Origin of the sequence: Rhodococcus koreensis (assembly GCF_900105905.1) — a bacterium.
GTDB classification, from domain to species: domain Bacteria; phylum Actinomycetota; class Actinomycetes; order Mycobacteriales; family Mycobacteriaceae; genus Rhodococcus_F; species Rhodococcus_F koreensis.
Map to the genome: position 1 here is coordinate 5,747,365 of NZ_FNSV01000005.1, position 16,084 is coordinate 5,763,448.

The 16,084-nt window shown below is 69.6% G+C and carries 14 protein-coding genes; 5 read left to right on the forward strand and 9 right to left on the reverse strand.

What is annotated here, in order from left to right:
- Positions 1-112 precede the first annotated feature (112 nt).
- The 3 genes from BLV94_RS30695 to BLV94_RS30705 are packed head-to-tail and all read right to left on the reverse strand — an operon-like array spanning position 113 to position 3,985.
- On the reverse strand, positions 113-1,627 hold the full coding sequence (locus BLV94_RS30695) for a tetratricopeptide repeat protein (protein ID WP_072944390.1): 1,515 nt from the start codon (positions 1,625-1,627) through the stop codon (positions 113-115).
- 1 nt (position 1,628) lies between these two features.
- Complete coding sequence (locus BLV94_RS30700) at positions 1,629-2,663, reverse strand: hypothetical protein (RefSeq protein ID WP_072944392.1); 1,035 nt, start codon at positions 2,661-2,663, stop codon at positions 1,629-1,631.
- Positions 2,660-3,985, reverse strand: a complete 1,326-nt coding sequence (locus BLV94_RS30705; RefSeq protein ID WP_072944394.1) for a hypothetical protein — start codon at positions 3,983-3,985, stop codon at positions 2,660-2,662. The genes BLV94_RS30700 and BLV94_RS30705 overlap by 4 nt, the downstream gene beginning before the upstream one ends.
- A 208-nt stretch (positions 3,986-4,193) precedes the next feature.
- Here BLV94_RS30705 and BLV94_RS30710 point away from each other — a divergent pair, with 208 nt between their 5' ends.
- Both BLV94_RS30710 and BLV94_RS30715 read left to right on the forward strand, forming a co-directional pair.
- Complete coding sequence (locus BLV94_RS30710) at positions 4,194-4,718, forward strand: lipoprotein LpqH (protein WP_072944395.1); 525 nt, start codon at positions 4,194-4,196, stop codon at positions 4,716-4,718.
- A gap of 89 nt (positions 4,719-4,807) precedes the next feature.
- Positions 4,808-5,611 carry a hypothetical protein gene (locus BLV94_RS30715; protein ID WP_072944397.1) on the forward strand — a complete coding sequence of 268 codons (804 nt, stop codon included), beginning with the start codon at positions 4,808-4,810 and terminating at the stop codon, positions 5,609-5,611.
- A gap of 16 nt (positions 5,612-5,627) precedes the next feature.
- Here BLV94_RS30715 and BLV94_RS30720 read toward each other — a convergent pair whose 3' ends face one another.
- Complete coding sequence (locus BLV94_RS30720) at positions 5,628-6,068, reverse strand: MarR family winged helix-turn-helix transcriptional regulator (RefSeq protein ID WP_072944399.1); 441 nt, start codon at positions 6,066-6,068, stop codon at positions 5,628-5,630.
- 99 nt (positions 6,069-6,167) lie between these two features.
- On the opposite strand from BLV94_RS30720, the gene BLV94_RS30725 reads away from it, so the two are divergent.
- Together BLV94_RS30725 and BLV94_RS30730 are read left to right on the forward strand one after the other, a co-directional pair.
- Positions 6,168-8,309 (forward strand): MMPL family transporter, encoded by a 2,142-nt coding sequence (locus tag BLV94_RS30725; protein WP_143051437.1) that lies wholly within the window; start codon positions 6,168-6,170, stop codon positions 8,307-8,309.
- 34 nt (positions 8,310-8,343) lie between these two features.
- On the forward strand, positions 8,344-8,850 hold the full coding sequence (locus BLV94_RS30730; protein ID WP_072944401.1) for a mycothiol transferase: 507 nt from the start codon (positions 8,344-8,346) through the stop codon (positions 8,848-8,850).
- On the opposite strand, the gene BLV94_RS30735 is transcribed toward BLV94_RS30730, so the two are convergent.
- Positions 8,835-10,067: an oxygenase MpaB family protein gene (locus BLV94_RS30735; protein ID WP_072944403.1), complete on the reverse strand. Its 1,233-nt coding sequence runs from the start codon at positions 10,065-10,067 to the stop codon at positions 8,835-8,837. The genes BLV94_RS30730 and BLV94_RS30735 overlap by 16 nt on opposite strands.
- Positions 10,068-10,206: 139 nt before the next feature.
- On the opposite strand from BLV94_RS30735, the gene BLV94_RS30740 reads away from it, so the two are divergent.
- Positions 10,207-10,833 carry a TetR/AcrR family transcriptional regulator gene (locus tag BLV94_RS30740; RefSeq protein ID WP_072944405.1) on the forward strand — a complete coding sequence of 209 codons (627 nt, stop codon included), beginning with the start codon at positions 10,207-10,209 and terminating at the stop codon, positions 10,831-10,833.
- A 99-nt stretch (positions 10,834-10,932) separates the two neighbouring features.
- On the opposite strand, the gene BLV94_RS30745 is transcribed toward BLV94_RS30740, so the two are convergent.
- The 4 genes from BLV94_RS30745 to aroQ form a co-directional block, all read right to left on the reverse strand.
- Positions 10,933-13,242: a serine/threonine-protein kinase gene (locus BLV94_RS30745; protein ID WP_072944407.1), complete on the reverse strand. Its 2,310-nt coding sequence runs from the start codon at positions 13,240-13,242 to the stop codon at positions 10,933-10,935.
- Positions 13,243-13,344: 102 nt separating this feature from the next.
- Positions 13,345-14,619, reverse strand: coding sequence for a glycosyltransferase 87 family protein (locus BLV94_RS30750; RefSeq protein WP_072944409.1), 1,275 nt, complete (start codon positions 14,617-14,619; stop codon positions 13,345-13,347).
- A 149-nt stretch (positions 14,620-14,768) separates the two neighbouring features.
- On the reverse strand, positions 14,769-15,578 hold the full coding sequence (locus tag BLV94_RS30755) for a sugar phosphate isomerase/epimerase family protein (RefSeq protein WP_072944411.1): 810 nt from the start codon (positions 15,576-15,578) through the stop codon (positions 14,769-14,771).
- A complete protein-coding gene (aroQ, locus tag BLV94_RS30760; RefSeq protein WP_072944413.1) occupies positions 15,575-16,042 on the reverse strand; it encodes a type II 3-dehydroquinate dehydratase in 468 nt (155 codons plus the stop codon). The genes BLV94_RS30755 and aroQ overlap by 4 nt, the downstream gene beginning before the upstream one ends.
- Positions 16,043-16,084 lie beyond the last annotated feature (42 nt).

Genomic DNA, 16,084 nt, shown 5'->3' on the forward strand with positions numbered 1-16,084 from the left:
CAGGTCAGCGTGGACATTCACCCACACGTCCCGGGGCGGTCACCGGACGTGCGGTGTGACCACCGTGACACCCTCCGGCCCTGAATCACCTCGCAGGGAAGGGAAAGTGGGATCACCAGGCCGGCACCACGCGGTGGTCGCGGACCTCGCGCCCATAGCGCTTCTCGGCGGCCGCGATCGAGGAGCCCAGCACGATCCGTCCGTCCGACGTCACGGCGAGCCGCGGGGGGAGGGGCACCGGCAGGCCGGCGCCGGCCGCGACTCCCGCCAGTGCGGCGCCGAGCAGGAAGGAGCCGTCGGTGTCGGCGGCGCCGACCGGGGGAGGGTCGGGCAACTGCAGGGGCAGTCGCGCCGCGGTGCCGTGCCCTGCCCGGCCGATGTCCACCGTCGTCCCCGCGCACTGCGCCTCGACGAGATCGGCGACCAACCGGGCGTCGCCGGAGGCGTAGGCGAGACGGAACGCCAATTGCATCGCCGGGTCGGCGATCTCGCGGTTCCACTGCTCGCGCTGTCGGCCGTTCGGGAGTGTGTATCGCACGGCGTCGATGGCGATCGCCGCGGGCACGGCGAGCGCGGTGGCCCGTGTCTGCGCCGCATCGTCCGGTGTGCCGGCGGCGGTCGGCACGGATTCGAGGAGGGTCGCGTGCCAGAAGTCGACCTGCGCGCAGTGCAGTCCGAGACCCAGTTCGCGGTACGTGGCGAACGCGGCGGCGAGCAGTCTCTCGCCCTCGCCCGGTCGGCCCTCGGCGAAGGCGACGGTGGCGAGGCGCGTCTCGACGTCCGCGACGTCGAGCACCGCTCCGGACCCCCGGAAGTAGTCGAGGCTGCGGCGGTAGAGCGCCGCCGCGCGTGCGGTGTCGCCGCGGCCCTCGGCGAGAAATGCCAGCACCTTCGATCCGATTCCCGCCCGGTGGCCGATCCCGGCCCGCTCGAAATACGACTGACTCGACAGCAGCAGCGGTTCCGCATCGTCGAGGCGACCCGTGCGGACACGCATGATGCCCAGGTTCTGCTGCGTCTCGGCGACCGCGTTGACGTCGCCCGCCGTCTCGAATGCGGCGAGCGCCTGCCCGGCGAAGTCGTCGGAGAGATCGAAACGCCCGGTCTCGAAATGGATGGCAGCGAGGTTCATCAACGGATGGCCCGCGAGCCCCGGGGCGAAACGGACTGCCGCGTCGAGGGACTCGGTGGCCACGTCGGCCGCGTGCGCCCACTGCTGCCGATGCATCGCGACCGCGGTGAGCGACAATAGACACGCGACCCGCAGGTCACCCTGGTCTTCGCCGCCGGCCGCGAGCAGTTCCCGCGCCTGCTCGAGCGCGCCCTGGGCGCCGTCGAGATCACCGATGTGCTGCAGTGCCTGTGACAGGTTGACCAGCGCCGCCGGACGCATCCGGATCGCGTCGGCAGGCATCACCGCGAGGGCCTCCCGGTACAGGTCGACGGCCTTCGCGTGCTCGCCCAGTTCGTCGGACATGCTGGCCGCATTGATGATCGCGCTCGTCCGGAGATCGCCGGTGGCCGCGGCGGCGACCTGCTCGAACGTCCGGAGCGCCTCGGCGACGTCGCCCCGCGCATAGGCCGCGGCTCCCGCGGCAAGAAGGTCGCGGCCCGTCCGGTCGTCCACGTCAGAAGTCCGAATCCGAGGCGGCCGCGTCTATCTCGGCGAGCAGCGGCGCGTCCGGTCCGTCGTCCGGAGTCGGCTCCGCGGCCCGCCGCAGCCGCAGACGGGCCAGGGCTCGAACCCGCTCCCGGGCGTCCGAACCTCCGACGTCCGCGACACCGTTCACGCCGAACCCGGGCAGATACACGTCCACAGACACTCCTGCTTCCGCACCGGGTGGTGCGGCCGACTCGCCGAACCAGACGTCTCCCGACAGTCGCAGCGCGACGTCGACGGCGCCGGAGGCGGTGCCGATCAGGGCGCGGGGGCGGACATGATCCGGCACGGGTTCGGAGACATCCGGTGCCGCAACGATACTGACGCGCACGGCGGTGTTCCCGGAGGTGCGCACCACCTCCCACGACACCGCGCGCTCGGAACAGTCGACGAGACCGGGAGGGTACCGGCGCCAGTCGGATCCCGTGATGCCTCGCGTCAGCACGAGGGTGCCCGGCCGCGTCGCGGTCGCGGCGCCTGCGGCGAGCGCGTAGTCGTCGGCCCGCCCGGGACGGTCGGCGAGCGTGGGTCCTTCCGGCGCGAGCGCGTCGTCCCCGTCGACGAGCAGATCGCAGTCCTCGACGAGTGTTGCGATCTCGCGGTTCACCAGCCCCGCGTCGAGCGCGGGGATGGCGTCGACCGTCGACGTCGGCCACCACCGCGCCGCCCAGTGCGCGAACGCGAGGCGTCGGGCGCCGACGGCCACCCGCGGCCGGGCCGGTTCGACCGTGACCTCGCTCCCGGTCTCGCCCTCGGCCACGGCGAGTGCCACCTCCTCGCCGAACACCGCCCACACCCAGTTCTGCGCCGAGTCGACGTCGTCGATCACCGCGACCGGGACGGTGTGTTCGGCGAACACACTCCACGACAGGTGCCCGCCGAGCACCTCCAGCACCGTCACGTCGATGCCCGCTGCGTCGTCGAGGACGCTCGGTGCGTTCTCTGGGGCGATGATCCAGACCCCGTCGGCGACGCGGTCGATCCGCACGGTGCCGGTGGTCAACTCGCCCTCGATTCGGGAGCATCCGCCGCATCCGCGAGCGGAATTGCGCTGAGCGCCTGCTTGACCCGCATCCGGTGGTCGAGGATGACCGACCGAGCCACACCGTCCAGGAGATCCCACAGTTCGCCTGGTTCGTGGACGGAGAACTCTCGGACGTCGCGGCCGTGCAGGCGGACCCACAGGCGGCGGAGGTAGGGCCGCCACGGCTCGCGGAGTTCGGCGGCGATGGCCGCCAGCGGATTCGTGTCGGACAGCGTCGCCGCGTCGGCGTTCACGGTGAGGCGGCGCGCCTGCAGGACGTACGCCTCGCGTTGCCAGCGACCGTTGATCACCCGGACGGCGGTCGTGTCCGTGGTCGTGGGAGCGGGTGCCGTCCCGATCGGGCGGAGACCGGTCGCGAGTGCGGCACCCGTCGTCGCCGCGACCCGCAACGATTCGTCGAGAAGTGCCCAGGGCGAGCAACTTCGGGCGATCTCGGTGGTCACCAGTTCGTGTATCGGCGGTAGCTCCGCACGGTCGGTCGACGCGCGGAGCACCGTGAAGACGCGTTCATGGACGGAGCGGTCGAAGGGGAGCCCGAGCGCCGAGGTGGACGCCGAGGTTCCGAGGTGTGGCGGTCCGGGGACGGGATGCACCGTCAGGCCGAACCGGTGAGCCGAGACCTCGATCGTCCACAACGCAATCCCGTGGTGAGTCCCCGCGTGGCCGGCGATCAGCTCGTCGAGGGCGTGCCGTCCGTCGTCACCGTCCTCCTCGAGACGCGCGCCGGGACAGGCGTCGAGGACCGCGGCCACAGCGTCGGCGTGGTCGCCCGTCGCGGCGCCCGACAGCGGTCGCCGCCCCCACGCGAGGTCGATGAGGGCGCTCAGTTCCCGCGCCCGCGCCGGGTCGGTGACGTGGGCCTTCAACGCCTGTGTGGTGCGGCCGGCGGCGACCTCGTGCACGTCGCGCAGCGTGGCCTCGGCGACGGACCCGTCGCGGAGCGGGTCGGGTGCACCCGAACCGGTCGCGAGTTCGAAACACCGCTGGAAGTACAGGTCCTGCGGGTTGCCGTCCGTGATGCGCAGCGCCCGGCGGACCCGTTTGAGCAGCGTGAACCAGGCCGCGGTGGCCCGCAGTACGTCGGCGGAGGCGTGCACCCGGGTGGCGAGCAGCTGCGCCGCGTCGGCGGTGACGATCGGACCGGCGCACAGCGGGTTCTGTACCGGGCGGATGACCAGCGGATCGAGGATCAGTTTCACCGTGCGGCTCAGGGGTCCGCCGTCGGGCCCGCTGAGCGGTTCGACGCCTTCCAGTTCGCGCCACACCTCGTCGAGGACCATCGCCCGCGGTCGCCGAGCAGCCGCTGAGCCCCTCGGTCCCGTCCGCATTCGAGCAGGTTACCGCAGGCGCGGCCCGTCGACGCAGCGAGAAATCTGGGATCGGTAGGGCGCGAGAAGTTCCTACCTTTCTCACATCGGCTCCAGTCCGCGAGCCGAAGGAATCGACGACGGGCGCCGAGCGCCCCTCACGAAACGTGAAGGACGGATCATGAACAAGATCGTTCGGACTCAGAAGCGCGTCTACACCGCAGGCATCGTCGCGGCGGCCGCCGTCGCCCTGCTCGTCTCGGGCTGCAGCGACACCGGCGACAGCTCCGGCGGCGGAAGCTCCGAGCAGGCCCCGGCGGGTGCGTCGGCGGCCGCGGTCGACGGCAAGGCGCTGGACGCGAACTTCGACGCGACCTGCGCCAAGCAGGGCGACACCCTGGCCCTGGCGCTGGCGGACACCGGCAACGCGACGTACGGCGACCTGGCGGTCTCCGCGACGATCACCGGCACCGACACCGTGCAGGCGGTCGGGATCGCCGGCAGCAAGGGCGGGTCGAACGGCCTCCCGTACGCACTCGGCTTCGGGCAGGGCATGCCCGGCGGCTCCGCGAAGGTCGTCAAGGACGGCGACACCTACACGGTCACCGGCGAAGGCGTCGGGGCGCCCGACATGAGCAACCCGACCGCGCCGAGTTCGGCGAAGTTCGACATCACGTTCGCATGCTCGACCGTCGTGGGCGGCTGAGCCCCGGCCCACCCCGGGACGCGCGCGGAGCCACCTCGAGTTCGCGCGCGTCCCACCTCCCCCCAGTTCAGGCACGGAAAGGACACCTCGTGAAGAAGATCGTGCGTACCGCCGCCCTGGTGTTTCTCGTCGGCTCGGTCGGCTACTACCTCTGGTACGGCCTCGGCGATCGGGGCCGGACGAACTACGGAATCGACGCGCTGTCGTGGGTCGGCCCGCAGATGATCTGGCCGATCGTCGCGGTCAGCGTGGTCGTGGTGTGTTTCGCCGTCACCGGCGACAGCGTGCTGGCGGCGTTCACGGGGCGCAACAGTGCCGCGTTCCGCAACGGAGCCGTCGGGATCGGAACGGTGCGGTCGGTGCAGCAGACGGGCATGACTCTCAACGACCAACCGGAAGTGCGGATCGACCTCGCCGTGGAGGGCGACGACGGCAAGATGTTCGAGTCGCACGCCAGGATGATCGTGCCGCTGACCGAGTTGGCGCTTCTCCGTCCGGGTGTCGTGCTCCCCGTCCGCTACCTTGCGGGCCGCACCGACAAGGTCGAGATCGACCGCTCGGGTGACGTGACGTCGGCGCAGGACGCGTTGAACCGATCCATGATTCGGCAGGGTGTCACCACCCCGGCCAAGCTCGACATCGCGGCTCGCGGCATTCCCGCGCAGGCGGTGGTGCAGTCGCTCAGTGTGCCCGGGGAGATCCGCAACGGGAATTCGAAGGTGGAGCTCGGGTTGGCGGTCACCCGGCCCGACGGCACGACGTTCACCACCCGCGTCGAGAAGTTCATGCCGCCGCGCACGGTCGGGCACGTCCAGGTCGGCAGGGTGGTGACGGTTCACTATCTGCCGGGGAACGAGCAGGAGGTCGTCATCGCCCTGCCTGCGAATGTGTGACGGGCCCGCGGCAGGATCAGTCCTCGTCCCGGGGCGGAAGTCCCAGCGACCGGACGAGATGGAGGAGCTGTTCGCGCAGCGGCCCCACGTCGCCGACGGCGGCGGTGAGGGCCGCGTCCTCCTTCTCCAGGGTCAGCAGGTGCTGGTAGATCGCGCGTCCCGGCTCGGTGATCGCGACCCGTTTGCGGCGCTCGTCGTTCGGATCGGTCTCCCGGGTGACGTACCCGCCCCGCTCGAGGCGGTCGATGGTGCGGCTGATGGTCTGATCCGTCACCCGCGAGGCCTTCGCGATGTCGCGTTGCGAGGCCGGCCGGCCGGCGATCGTGTGCAGGCAGATCAGTCCCGCGTGGGTCATGTTCTGCGACCGGAGAATGTCCTCCCACGAGTGCTCGACCAGGCGCGCAGCCGTGGACAACAGCCGTCCGGTGGGCCACTGATCCATGCCGTCGCTCGTCATTTCTTCGCCTCCATTTGCAATTTGCTCAGCAGGCTGAACAAAATAGGATCGTCGCAATCCGGACATCCGGTCGTCGAACCGTCCAGCATTGGAGAGCACGTGACCACAACTGCCCGCCCACGCCCGGTTCGTCGCCTGCGGTGGATTCTGCCAGCCGTGCTGGTGATCGTCTGGCTCGCCGTCGGCGGGTTCGGTGGGCCGTTCGCCGGCAAATTGTCCACGGTTCAGCAGAACGACAGCACGTCGTTCCTGCCCGCGTCGGCCGAGGCCACCGAGGTGTCCGCCCTGCAGAAGGGCTTCACCGACACCCGGTTCGTGCCCGCGATCGTCGTCGCCGAACGGACGTCGGGGATCACCGCCGCCGACACCGAATTCCTCTCGGGCACCGCGGCCGCCTTCGCCGGTTCGGAGGGATTCGGTGAGGAGGTGTCGCCGCCGATCCCGTCCGCTGACGGTCGGGCGCTGGAGATGTTCGTGCCCATCGACAGCACAGGGGAGGTCGGCGACAGTGTCACCGAACTCCGGGACGCGCTCGGTGCCGCACCGGACGGTCTCACCGTCCTCGTCACCGGGCCCGCCGGTCAGGTGGCGGATCTGTCGTCGGCGTTCGCGGGAATCGACGGACTGCTGCTCCTGGTGGCGGGTGTCGTCGTGATCCTCATCCTCATCGTCGTCTACCGCAGCCCGATCCTCCCGTTCGCGGTGATCACGTCCGCCGTCTTCGCGCTGGGACTGTCGAGTCTGCTCGTCTATCTGCTCGCCGACGCCGGCGTGATCGCGCTGAACGGTCAGAGCCAGGGGATCCTGTTCATCCTGGTGTTCGGCGCCGCCACCGACTACGCCCTGCTACTCGTGTCCCGCTACCGCGAGGAACTGCGAATCGAGCAGGACAAGTACCGCGCCATGCGGACCGCCTGGCGGGCGACACTCGAACCGGTCGCCGCCTCCGCGGGCACCGTCATCGCCGGCGTGCTCTGCCTGCTGCTGTCCGATCTCAACTCCAACCGCGGTCTCGGACCGGTCGCCGCCATCGGCATCGCGGCATCGTTCGTCGCATCCATGACGTATCTCCCCGCGGTGCTCGTGCTCCTCGGCCGCGCGGCGTACTGGCCGAGCAGGCCCGCCTTCGACGCGCATCATGCCGAGAAGGGCGAGGCCGCCGACCACAAGTTCTGGGCCGCGCTCGCCGCGCGGATCGGCGCACATCCGCGCCGATTCTGGGTGGCGTCCAGCTTGGTGCTGGTGCTCTTCGCGCTCCTGCTTCCTCAGTTCAAGGCGAGCGGCGTCGCGGAGTCCGAGACGTTCCTGCTCGACGTCGACTCCGTTGCGGGCCAGCAGATCCTCGGCGACCACTTCGACGCCGGTTCCGGTTCGCCGGCGGTGATCATCGCGAACGAGGGCGCACTCGATGCGGTACTCGACGCCGACCGGGTCGACGGCGTCGGCGACCTCACCGTGCTGACCGCCCCCGGCACGCAGGACCCACTGGTGGTGGACGGCCGCGTGGCGATCGAAGCGACCCTGACCGATCCGGCCGATTCGGCCGCAGCCGAGGACACCATCGTCCGCCTGCGCGATGCCGTCCACCCGATCGACGGCGCCGACGCCCTCGTCGGCGGCGCCACCGCCACGGACCTCGACACCAAGACGACGTCGACCAGGGATCGCACCCTGATCATCCCCGTCGTGATCCTCGTGGTGTTCGCGATCCTGTGCCTGCTGCTGCGTTCACTGCTCGCGCCGCTGCTGCTGATGGGGACGGTCGTGCTGTCCTTCGCTGCGACCCTGGGTATCTCGTCCCTCGTCTTCGAGCACGTCTTCGGATTCCCGGGCGCCGATCCCGTCGTCCCGCTGTTCGCGTTCGTGTTCCTCGTCGCCCTCGGAATCGACTACAACATCTTCCTGATGACCCGGGTCCGGGAAGAGGCCCGGCGCATCGGCACCCGGCGCGGAGCGCTACGCGGTCTGACCGTCACCGGCGGCGTGATCACGTCGGCGGGAGTGGTTCTGGCGGCAACCTTCTCGGCGCTCGCCGTCATCCCGCTGATCTTCCTCGCGCAGATCGCTTTCATCGTCGCGTTCGGTGTGCTCCTCGACGCACTCCTCGTGCGGTCGCTCCTGGTGCCCGCCCTCACCGTCGACATCGGGCAGAAGATCTGGTGGCCGAGCACGCTCGCGTCGGCGCCGGAGTCGGACGAGAACGTCCAGAGGCATGCCGAACGGGCCCGCCTGGGGTCATAGTGGAACGTGATGTGCACACGACGAAAGGAAGATCGTGGACCATAGCGCACTGTTGACCGACGCCTTCGATCGCATTCAGGAGACCGTGCATTCGACGCTGGCCGATCTGCCCGCCGACGCCCTCACGTTCCGGGTGGACGCGAACGCGAACACCATCGCCTGGCTGATCTGGCACCTGACGCGGGTGCAGGACGATCACGTCGCCGGAGTCGCGGGGACCGAGCAGGTGTGGACGTCCGGCGGGTGGGTGGAGCGCTTCGACCTCCCGTTCCGGGTCACCGACATCGGTTACGGGCAGTCTTCGGACGAGGTGGCGAAGGTGCGCACCGGGGCCGAACTGCTGCGCGAGTACCACGACGCCGTCCACGACCGCACCGTCGATTACGTCCAGACGATCGGCACGGACGACCTCGACCGGATCGTCGACGAGAATTGGGATCCGCCGGTCACTCTCGGGGTCCGCTTGGTCAGCGTCGTCTCCGACGATCTTCAGCACGCCGGGCAGGCGGCGTACGTGCGCGGCATCTACGAGCGCCGCTGAGCGATCGACGGCGTCTCGTTCGCGGCGAGCCACGCCTCCACTCGCCGCCGGGAGCGGCGGCCGACGCGGTGCCGGACGGCCGGACTCACCCGCGCCGCACCGTGCATCGTCCCGTTCCCGGCGAGTGCCAGCGGAACGAACCAGGCAGGCACGACCGGCAGTCCGAGTTCCTGCATGCCCCTCTTACCGGAGAACATCCGCTGGATGCTGAGCAGACGCTGGCGGTTGAGTCGGCGTCGCAGGGCCTCCGCGTGCGGGTAGTGGAAGCCGGCCCACGACTTCTGCAGTGAGTCGGCCAGCACCCGGGAGTTGTCGTCGGGTCCGGGAGCGAACATCCCGATCTGGCACATGGTGCGGCGTCCGGTGTTCTCGTCGTCGACCAGCCACTGGTCGTCGATGCCCATCAGCCATCCGATGTACCGCCACAGGTGCATGACGTCCGCGCCCTCGTCGGCGGAGACCCACACCCCCAGCGAGCGGAGGCCGACGAGGAACGTCGTCGAGAAGAGCGCGAGCGTCCCCGCCTGATCCGACTGGTTGATCGGCATGCCCCAGTCGGACACGTCCCAGTCCTCGTCCTGCAGCAGCGTCAGATTGACGAACGCGTGCATCAACCGGACGTGGACCGACAGTTGCCAGCCGCGGCGGTCACGCTCCAAGCCACCCGGGAGGACGCACTCGTACCACCACCGCACCGTCTCGGCGACCCGCTGACCGGCGCCGTCCCCGACGAGCCTGCCGGTGGCCACGAGTTGGCGGGAGGTGGCGGCGCTGCGGTAGCCGTTCATCAGCGAACCGGTCGCGAGGAGGTCGAGTCCGGTCATCCCGCTGCGCAGGCAGACCGCGGCCCCGCGTTCGAGGCGACGGTCGTCGATCCACGACGGCCGGTGGTCCACCGCGTCGAAGAAGGCGACCAGTGCCGGCGCGGGGTCGGGCACGCTGCCGATGCCGTCGGCGAGTGCCCGGGAGAACTGGGCCATCGTCACGGTCTTGTCGACAAGCACCGCCCGCGCGAGCGCGGCACCGATCTCGTCCTGGCTGACGACCGCCCGGGCGTGGAGTTCCCGCTCCGCCGCGGTGGGCGTCGGGTCGCCGTGCACGAACCGCGACAGCGTCCGCATCGAGCGGCGACCCCACTCCGAGTCCATGTCGAAGCGTCGCGGCGGCGTGAAATCGGAGAAGCCGGCGGCGGATTCCCGAGACTGGGTTTCTGTCATTTTCGAGGTACTCGATTCGGTCGTCGAGAGGGGCGTCCTGGTGCCTCAGCCCCGCTCGAGTTGCTGTGAGTTACAGTTCACTCCACCGAATCGGACGGGTACAAGTCGCATTGTGTGACAGATCGGGAAGGCTGCGCGAATGGGCACTGGCCAGCGGAAAGACCCCTCCCAGCAGCGTTCGCAGGCGACGGTCGCACGCATCCTGTCGGCAACTGGTCAGGTTTTGCGGGCGAAGGGGTACACCGGTTGCAGCACGAATGCCATCGCGGAAGCGGCGGGCATCTCGAAAGGATCGGTGTATCAGTACTTCGCGAACAAGGACGAGATCATCGACGTCCTGATGGACCGGATCATGGAGGAAACCACGGCAGCGTTCGGGGCGCAGCTCGAGCAGTCGGTCGCGGAGGGCACGTTCCTGAAGGACGCCGCCCTGCAGACCCAATTCCTCGCCGTCCTGGACGAGTACCGCGACGTCCTCGGTTCGCTGCTCAACGATGCCCCGCACCTGTCGCTGGCGGCTCACCGTTCGGTCCGGATCGAGGAACGATGCCGCGACCTGTTGCGTACGTATGTGACGTTGAATCCGTCCGCGATCGGCCCGGGTGTCGACCTCGACGCGCTGCTCCTGGTGCTCACCGTCAGCTATCGGGAGGTGGGCCTCGAGTACCTTCGCCGGGACCTGCGCGACCGGCGAAACCAGCTGGCCACGGCCCTCTACGACATGACGATGGGCGGCCTCGCCGGGACCGCGACACACGGGGTGTAACGCGGAGGGGGCTTCGGGAGAAATACTTGTTGAGCCCATGGTGCTGTCGGACCCCGACCCGGCAGCACCAGGGGCCTTCTCTTTTCCACCCGGCCGCTCCTACCGACGCCGATGGGTCGGAGATCCCGGCACCTCCAGCGACACGACCCGCGCGAGTGCGCGCAGATCGCTCTCGATCCTTCGGAACAGCTGGTACACGGCGATGAAGGCGAAGATCCCGCCCAGGCACAGCGCGCGGACCGTCGCGTTCACGGCATCGCCGGTGCTCCCGCCGACGAAGCTGAGCCCGGCGACCCCGATCAGCGGGACGGCCGCGGCGACGGCGAGGTACCGCGGCATGCCCCGGCCGAGGGCCCGGATGTTGCGGCCGTCGCTTCCGCGCAACTCGCCGTGCGACAGCAGGATCGGGCAGAGGCACCGCACCGCGTAGAAGGTGAGGATGAAGAACGGGTAGGCGAGGGCGACCGCCCCGCACACGGCGAGGGACGCGAGGAGTTGCGTGTACGCGCGCAGCGGGATGCCGCCGGCCGTGAGTTCCAGGGCGATCGGGTAGGCGACCCCGGCGACGACCCACAGCCCGAAGCTGACCACCACCGCCCGATGTCCGAGCGCCAGCGTCGTGGCCCGTGCCTTCTCCAGCACCTCGGAACTGTAGGTTCGGCCGTTGCGGAGACCACGCGGCACCGTCAGCGACAGCCGACACCAGTAGACGATGAGAACCGCGCCCAGCGGAAACGCGATTCCGCCGATCACCAGGTGGACGAACTCCAGATCCTGCTGCGCCTCGGCGGGCAGCGTCGCGATGATGAGCACCTTGTTGTAGTAGTAGTTGTATCCCGCAGCCAGCAGATTCGGGATGCCGACCGCGGCGAGCACGATGGGCAGCGCCCACCGCCACATCCTCGACCGGACGCTTCCCGGCGCCGGGTCGACGAGATCGCGGGCGTGCGGGTCGAGGCAGAGCGCGAACTGACGCGTCAGCTTCCGGCCACTCGACCACCGGTCGTCCCGGTCGGGCGCGAGGGATTTCACCAGGATCCGCCGCATCGCGGCCGGACAGTCCTCGGGGAGCGCGGACCGCTCCGGGTCGACGCCCCGGCGACGTGACTCGAGAAGTACCTGCGGCGACGGCGGCGACGCAGTTCCGTCATCGTCCGGGAACGGCCGCGCCCCGGTCAGCAGTTCCCACAGCATGACCCCCAGCGCGAAGATGTCGCTGCGGGTGTCGAGGTCGGAGGCGGTCCGGCGGGTGTCCGGGTCGATCACCTCCAACTGTTCGGGCGACATGTAGGCGACGGAGCCGCCGATGAATCCGCCGGCGCCGCGATTCTCGACGCTGTCGCTCGAACTGACGTTGAAATCGGCCAGCTTCGGGATGCCCTCGAGGCCCAGCAGCACGTTCGCGGGTTTGATGTCGCGGTGCAGGACGCCGTGCGCCCGCGCGTAGTCGAGTGCGTCGGCGAGCCGCAGACCAATCCAGGCGACGGTCTCCGGCCACGACAGCGCGGCGATCTCGTCCCGCACACTCGAGTACTCGGGCCGGATCTCGCCCCGCGCCTCGAGGACGCGGTCCACCGAATCGAGCAGCAACTGTCCGGAGCGTTGCTCGGGTGGGGTCTTGCGGACCAGCCGCACCACGTCGAGGAGCGTGCCACCGGGGACGTACTCCATGAACAGCACCCGCAGGCGGCGATCCTCCAGCACCCGCTGGTCGTAGACACGGACGATGTACGGGTGGTCGAGCTGCGCGAGGGTCTGCGGCTCGTTGCCGATGTTGCGGGAGATCTTCAGCGCCACCCACCGCTGCATCGACCGCTGCCGGGCGAGGAACACCCGCGCGAACGCGCCGTGGCCCAGTTCCATCATCAGATCGAAATCGTCGAGGCGCCCGCCGACGTCGAAGTCGTCGTCCGGGCCGAGTGCCGCGCTCGCCGAGCGCCGGTCCATGCGCCGGTCGTCCTCGAGCAGGGTCTCGAACCGGTCCGCCTGCTGCGGGTACTCGGCGACGTACTCCTCGGGATCGACGTCGGCGCCGCTCCGACTGCGGACCCGGTACTCCAGGTAGACGAGTTCCGGCGGCAACGGTTCGGCCAGTAGTTCCGGGAATTCGAGGCAGTACTCCGGGATGCGTTTCGGGCAGCCCGAACGCAGCCACCGATACTCGAGGTCCACCTTGATCAACTCGATCAGCGCCGCCCGCCGGATCGCAGCGGTGTCGGGCAGGTACTCGGTGAGTTCGGCCGGCGAACCCGACGACTCCCAATCCGCGACGAGGCGTTCGACGCCACTGTCGACGACGAACACCGGTTCGGCGCCCGACGTCGTCGACGGCGGCAGCTGAGTTTCCTCGCCCAGTTCGGTGGGCGGCCCAGTCGCGACCGTCGAATCACTCGGCGGGCGCTCGGTCATGGCAGTTCGATTCCGGGGGTGCAGAGTCCAGGCGGTGCACGGTGCGTGCACTTGCCAGGGTATTCCGGACGGTGCGTCGAGGGGCGCGGAAAGGCGGTGCCGTCACGCGCTTCGCAGCGACATCTCCGACGGTTCCGGTGCCGGCGGGTACGTCACGACCAAGGTGAGGATCGGCCGATGCCGGGTGCGCCGGGTGACCATCCGGATCGCCGAGACGAGGACCGGGACGTACACGAGCACGTAGATGTTCTGCAGCCCGAACGCGACCGGCCACGACGGTGGAAACAGGAACAGTCCGACGACGGCGAAGTCCGGGCTCCACCAGTACGGCCACGCCGCCGTCGACGCGAACAGTGCGGCGAACGCGAACCACCACCGTCCGGTGTCCGAGACCGCGCGGTGCATCAGGTAGACCATCAGCGGCACCAGCCACACCCAGTGATGGCTCCACGAAAACGGCGACACCACGGCGGCGGTGAGCCCGCCGAGCACCACCGACAGCAACCGTTCGCCGCGTTCGTACAGGCGCACCGACACGACGAGGCCGACGACGGCGACGGCTCCCGCGAGGATCAGCCACAGCCACGGCGGTGCCTGCCCGTCCGTGAGCCGGGTCAGTGTTCCCCGCAACGATTGGTTGGACGGGTGCGCGTCGTCGGTGATGCGGGTGGAGTCGAAGAACGTGCTGGTCCAGTACCGGCGGGAGTCGTCGGGCACGATCACCCAGGCGAACGCCACCGTGCCCGCGAAGATGGACGTCGCGGCCGCGGCCGCCCGCCACTGGCGCAGGGCGAGGAGCTGGACGACGAAGAAGCCGGGGGTCAGTTTGACGGCCGCGCCCAGCCCGATACCCACCCCGCGCAGCACGCTGCGCTCCGGCCGGGAGAAGTCCCAGAGCACCCACAGCATCAGCACCAGATTGACCTGGCCGTAGAACAGCGTCGTCCGCACCGGTTCGACGAAGGTGCAGGTCACCGTCGTCAGCGCGGTGACCAGCAGCAGGTGCGGGGTGATCCGGTACCCGAGGATGCGCCAGCACAGGAGGATGCAGCCCGCCAGCACACCCAGGTTGAACGCCATCCACAGGTTGTCGACGTACGCGCCGGGTATGCGTTCGAGCGGCACGAACACGATCGCGGAGAACGGCGTGTAGGTGTAGAGCAACCCCAGCGCGACGGGTCCGCTGTACAGCGGCAGGCCGTGCAGAACCCGCCAGCCACCGTCGCGGTAGACGTGCAGATCGGCGCCGCCGGTGAACAGTCCGATCTTCGGCGTCCACGGGTCGACGGTGCCGAGCACCGCGACGACGGCCAACGTCGCGCACACCGCGAGCGCCACCACGATCGCCGGGCGGCGAGGAAAGACGCGTGTTTCCATCTGCGCCCCCTGGGTGTGCGGACGTGTGCCGACGGCTCCGACGCTAACGGCGCCCGCGAGATGCCCAGGGCGGCGACAGGCGGGTCGTCCGGATTCGTTACCGATCCGTACCGGCGCCGAGATGCCGCGGGCGCCGTCGCCGGCCGGGCCTACGCCGCGGACACCGTGTCGCGCAGGGCCCGGTACGCATACTCGGCGCGGTCGCCGACCGCCCACCCAGTGTGAGCGAGGACCGGGGCCTCCACGGAGAAGACGGTGCCGGCGGGAAGGGCACCGACCAAGTCGTGCAACGGGAGTTCACCCTCGCCGGGCAGCAGCCGGTCGGTGCGCGCTTCGGTGATCAGTCCGGCGTGACCGGCCGGCGCCGCGCTCGGGGCGTCGCACAGCTGAGCGTACGACAGCCAGCGGTCGGGAACAGCCCGGACCTCGTCGACTGTGCTGCCGGTCCGAGCCAGGTGCAGCGCGTCCACGACGAGCACCGCGGCGGGACTGGCAGCGTGCGTCAGAACGGCGGTGGCGTCGCCGAGGGTCCGGATCCGGCTGAACGCCATGAACTCCAACGCCAGCGACACACCTCGTTGCTCCGCCTCACGGCACAGGTGTGCGAAGGTATCGGCCTGCCGGGTGGGCTCCGGGTCGTTGCCGTTCACCAGCACATAGCTCGCACGCAGCGTCGACGCCGCGTCGAGTACCCGCAGAGCGGCCTCCACGTCGTCTGTGCCGGTGATCCGCAGGACCTCGACGTCCAGGATCTCGATGCCCAGATCGTCGGCGCGGCGGCGCGTCTCTCGTACCATCGGGCCGTTGTCGAGCATCGGCCATTGGGTGTCGGTGGCGGCCGCTCTCGCCCGGATTCCCACACAGTCGAAGCCGGCGTCGGCGGCCGCGGCCACCAGGTCCGGTGGTGAGGCGTCGACGGCAGTGAGCGGCGAGAGTGACAGCAGTGGTCTGTCGGTCATGGCCGGATCGCGTCCCCTTCTGCCGGGGCCAGCACGGCCGCGAGATGTTCGATCGCGAACTTGTACCCGGAGATCCCGGCACCGGCGATGACGGCACTCGCGATCGGCGAGACGAAGGAGCGATGACGGAACTCCTCGCGGGCGTGAATGTTGGTGATGTGCACCTCGACGATCGGGATCTCCGGGACCACCAACGCGTCGCGAAGGGCCACGGACGTGTGGGTCCACGCGCCGGGGTTGATCACGATGGCGTGTGCGGATCCCCGGGCCTGATGGATGCGGTCGATCACCGCGCCTTCGTGATTCGACTGGAAGAACGTCAATTCGACGTTCAGTGGTTCGGCGGTCCGCTCGCACATTATGCGGACGTCGTCGAGGGTGTGGTGACCGTAATGTTCGGGCTGCCTCGTCCCGAGCATGTTGAGGTTCGGTCCGTTGACGACCAGGAAGGTCGGTGAATGCATCGTGTCGTCCTCGCCTGACGGAGTGAAAAAGGTTGCGGTGCA

Bases quoted from the DNA above. Each gene is read 5' to 3' on its own strand.
- BLV94_RS30705 (WP_072944394.1), bottom strand. From the start codon at position 3,985: ATGGTCCTCGACGAGGTGTGGCGCGAACTGGAAGGCGTCGAACCGCTC.
- BLV94_RS30710 (WP_072944395.1), top strand. From the start codon at position 4,194: ATGAACAAGATCGTTCGGACTCAGAAGCGCGTCTACACCGCAGGCATC.
- BLV94_RS30720 (WP_072944399.1), bottom strand. From the start codon at position 6,068: ATGACGAGCGACGGCATGGATCAGTGGCCCACCGGACGGCTGTTGTCC.
- BLV94_RS30735 (WP_072944403.1), bottom strand. From the start codon at position 10,067: ATGACAGAAACCCAGTCTCGGGAATCCGCCGCCGGCTTCTCCGATTTC.
- BLV94_RS30740 (WP_072944405.1), top strand. From the start codon at position 10,207: ATGGGCACTGGCCAGCGGAAAGACCCCTCCCAGCAGCGTTCGCAGGCG.
- BLV94_RS30745 (WP_072944407.1), bottom strand. From the start codon at position 13,242: ATGACCGAGCGCCCGCCGAGTGATTCGACGGTCGCGACTGGGCCGCCC.
- BLV94_RS30750 (WP_072944409.1), bottom strand. From the start codon at position 14,619: ATGGAAACACGCGTCTTTCCTCGCCGCCCGGCGATCGTGGTGGCGCTC.
- BLV94_RS30755 (WP_072944411.1), bottom strand. From the start codon at position 15,578: ATGACCGACAGACCACTGCTGTCACTCTCGCCGCTCACTGCCGTCGAC.
- aroQ (WP_072944413.1), bottom strand. From the start codon at position 16,042: ATGCATTCACCGACCTTCCTGGTCGTCAACGGACCGAACCTCAACATG.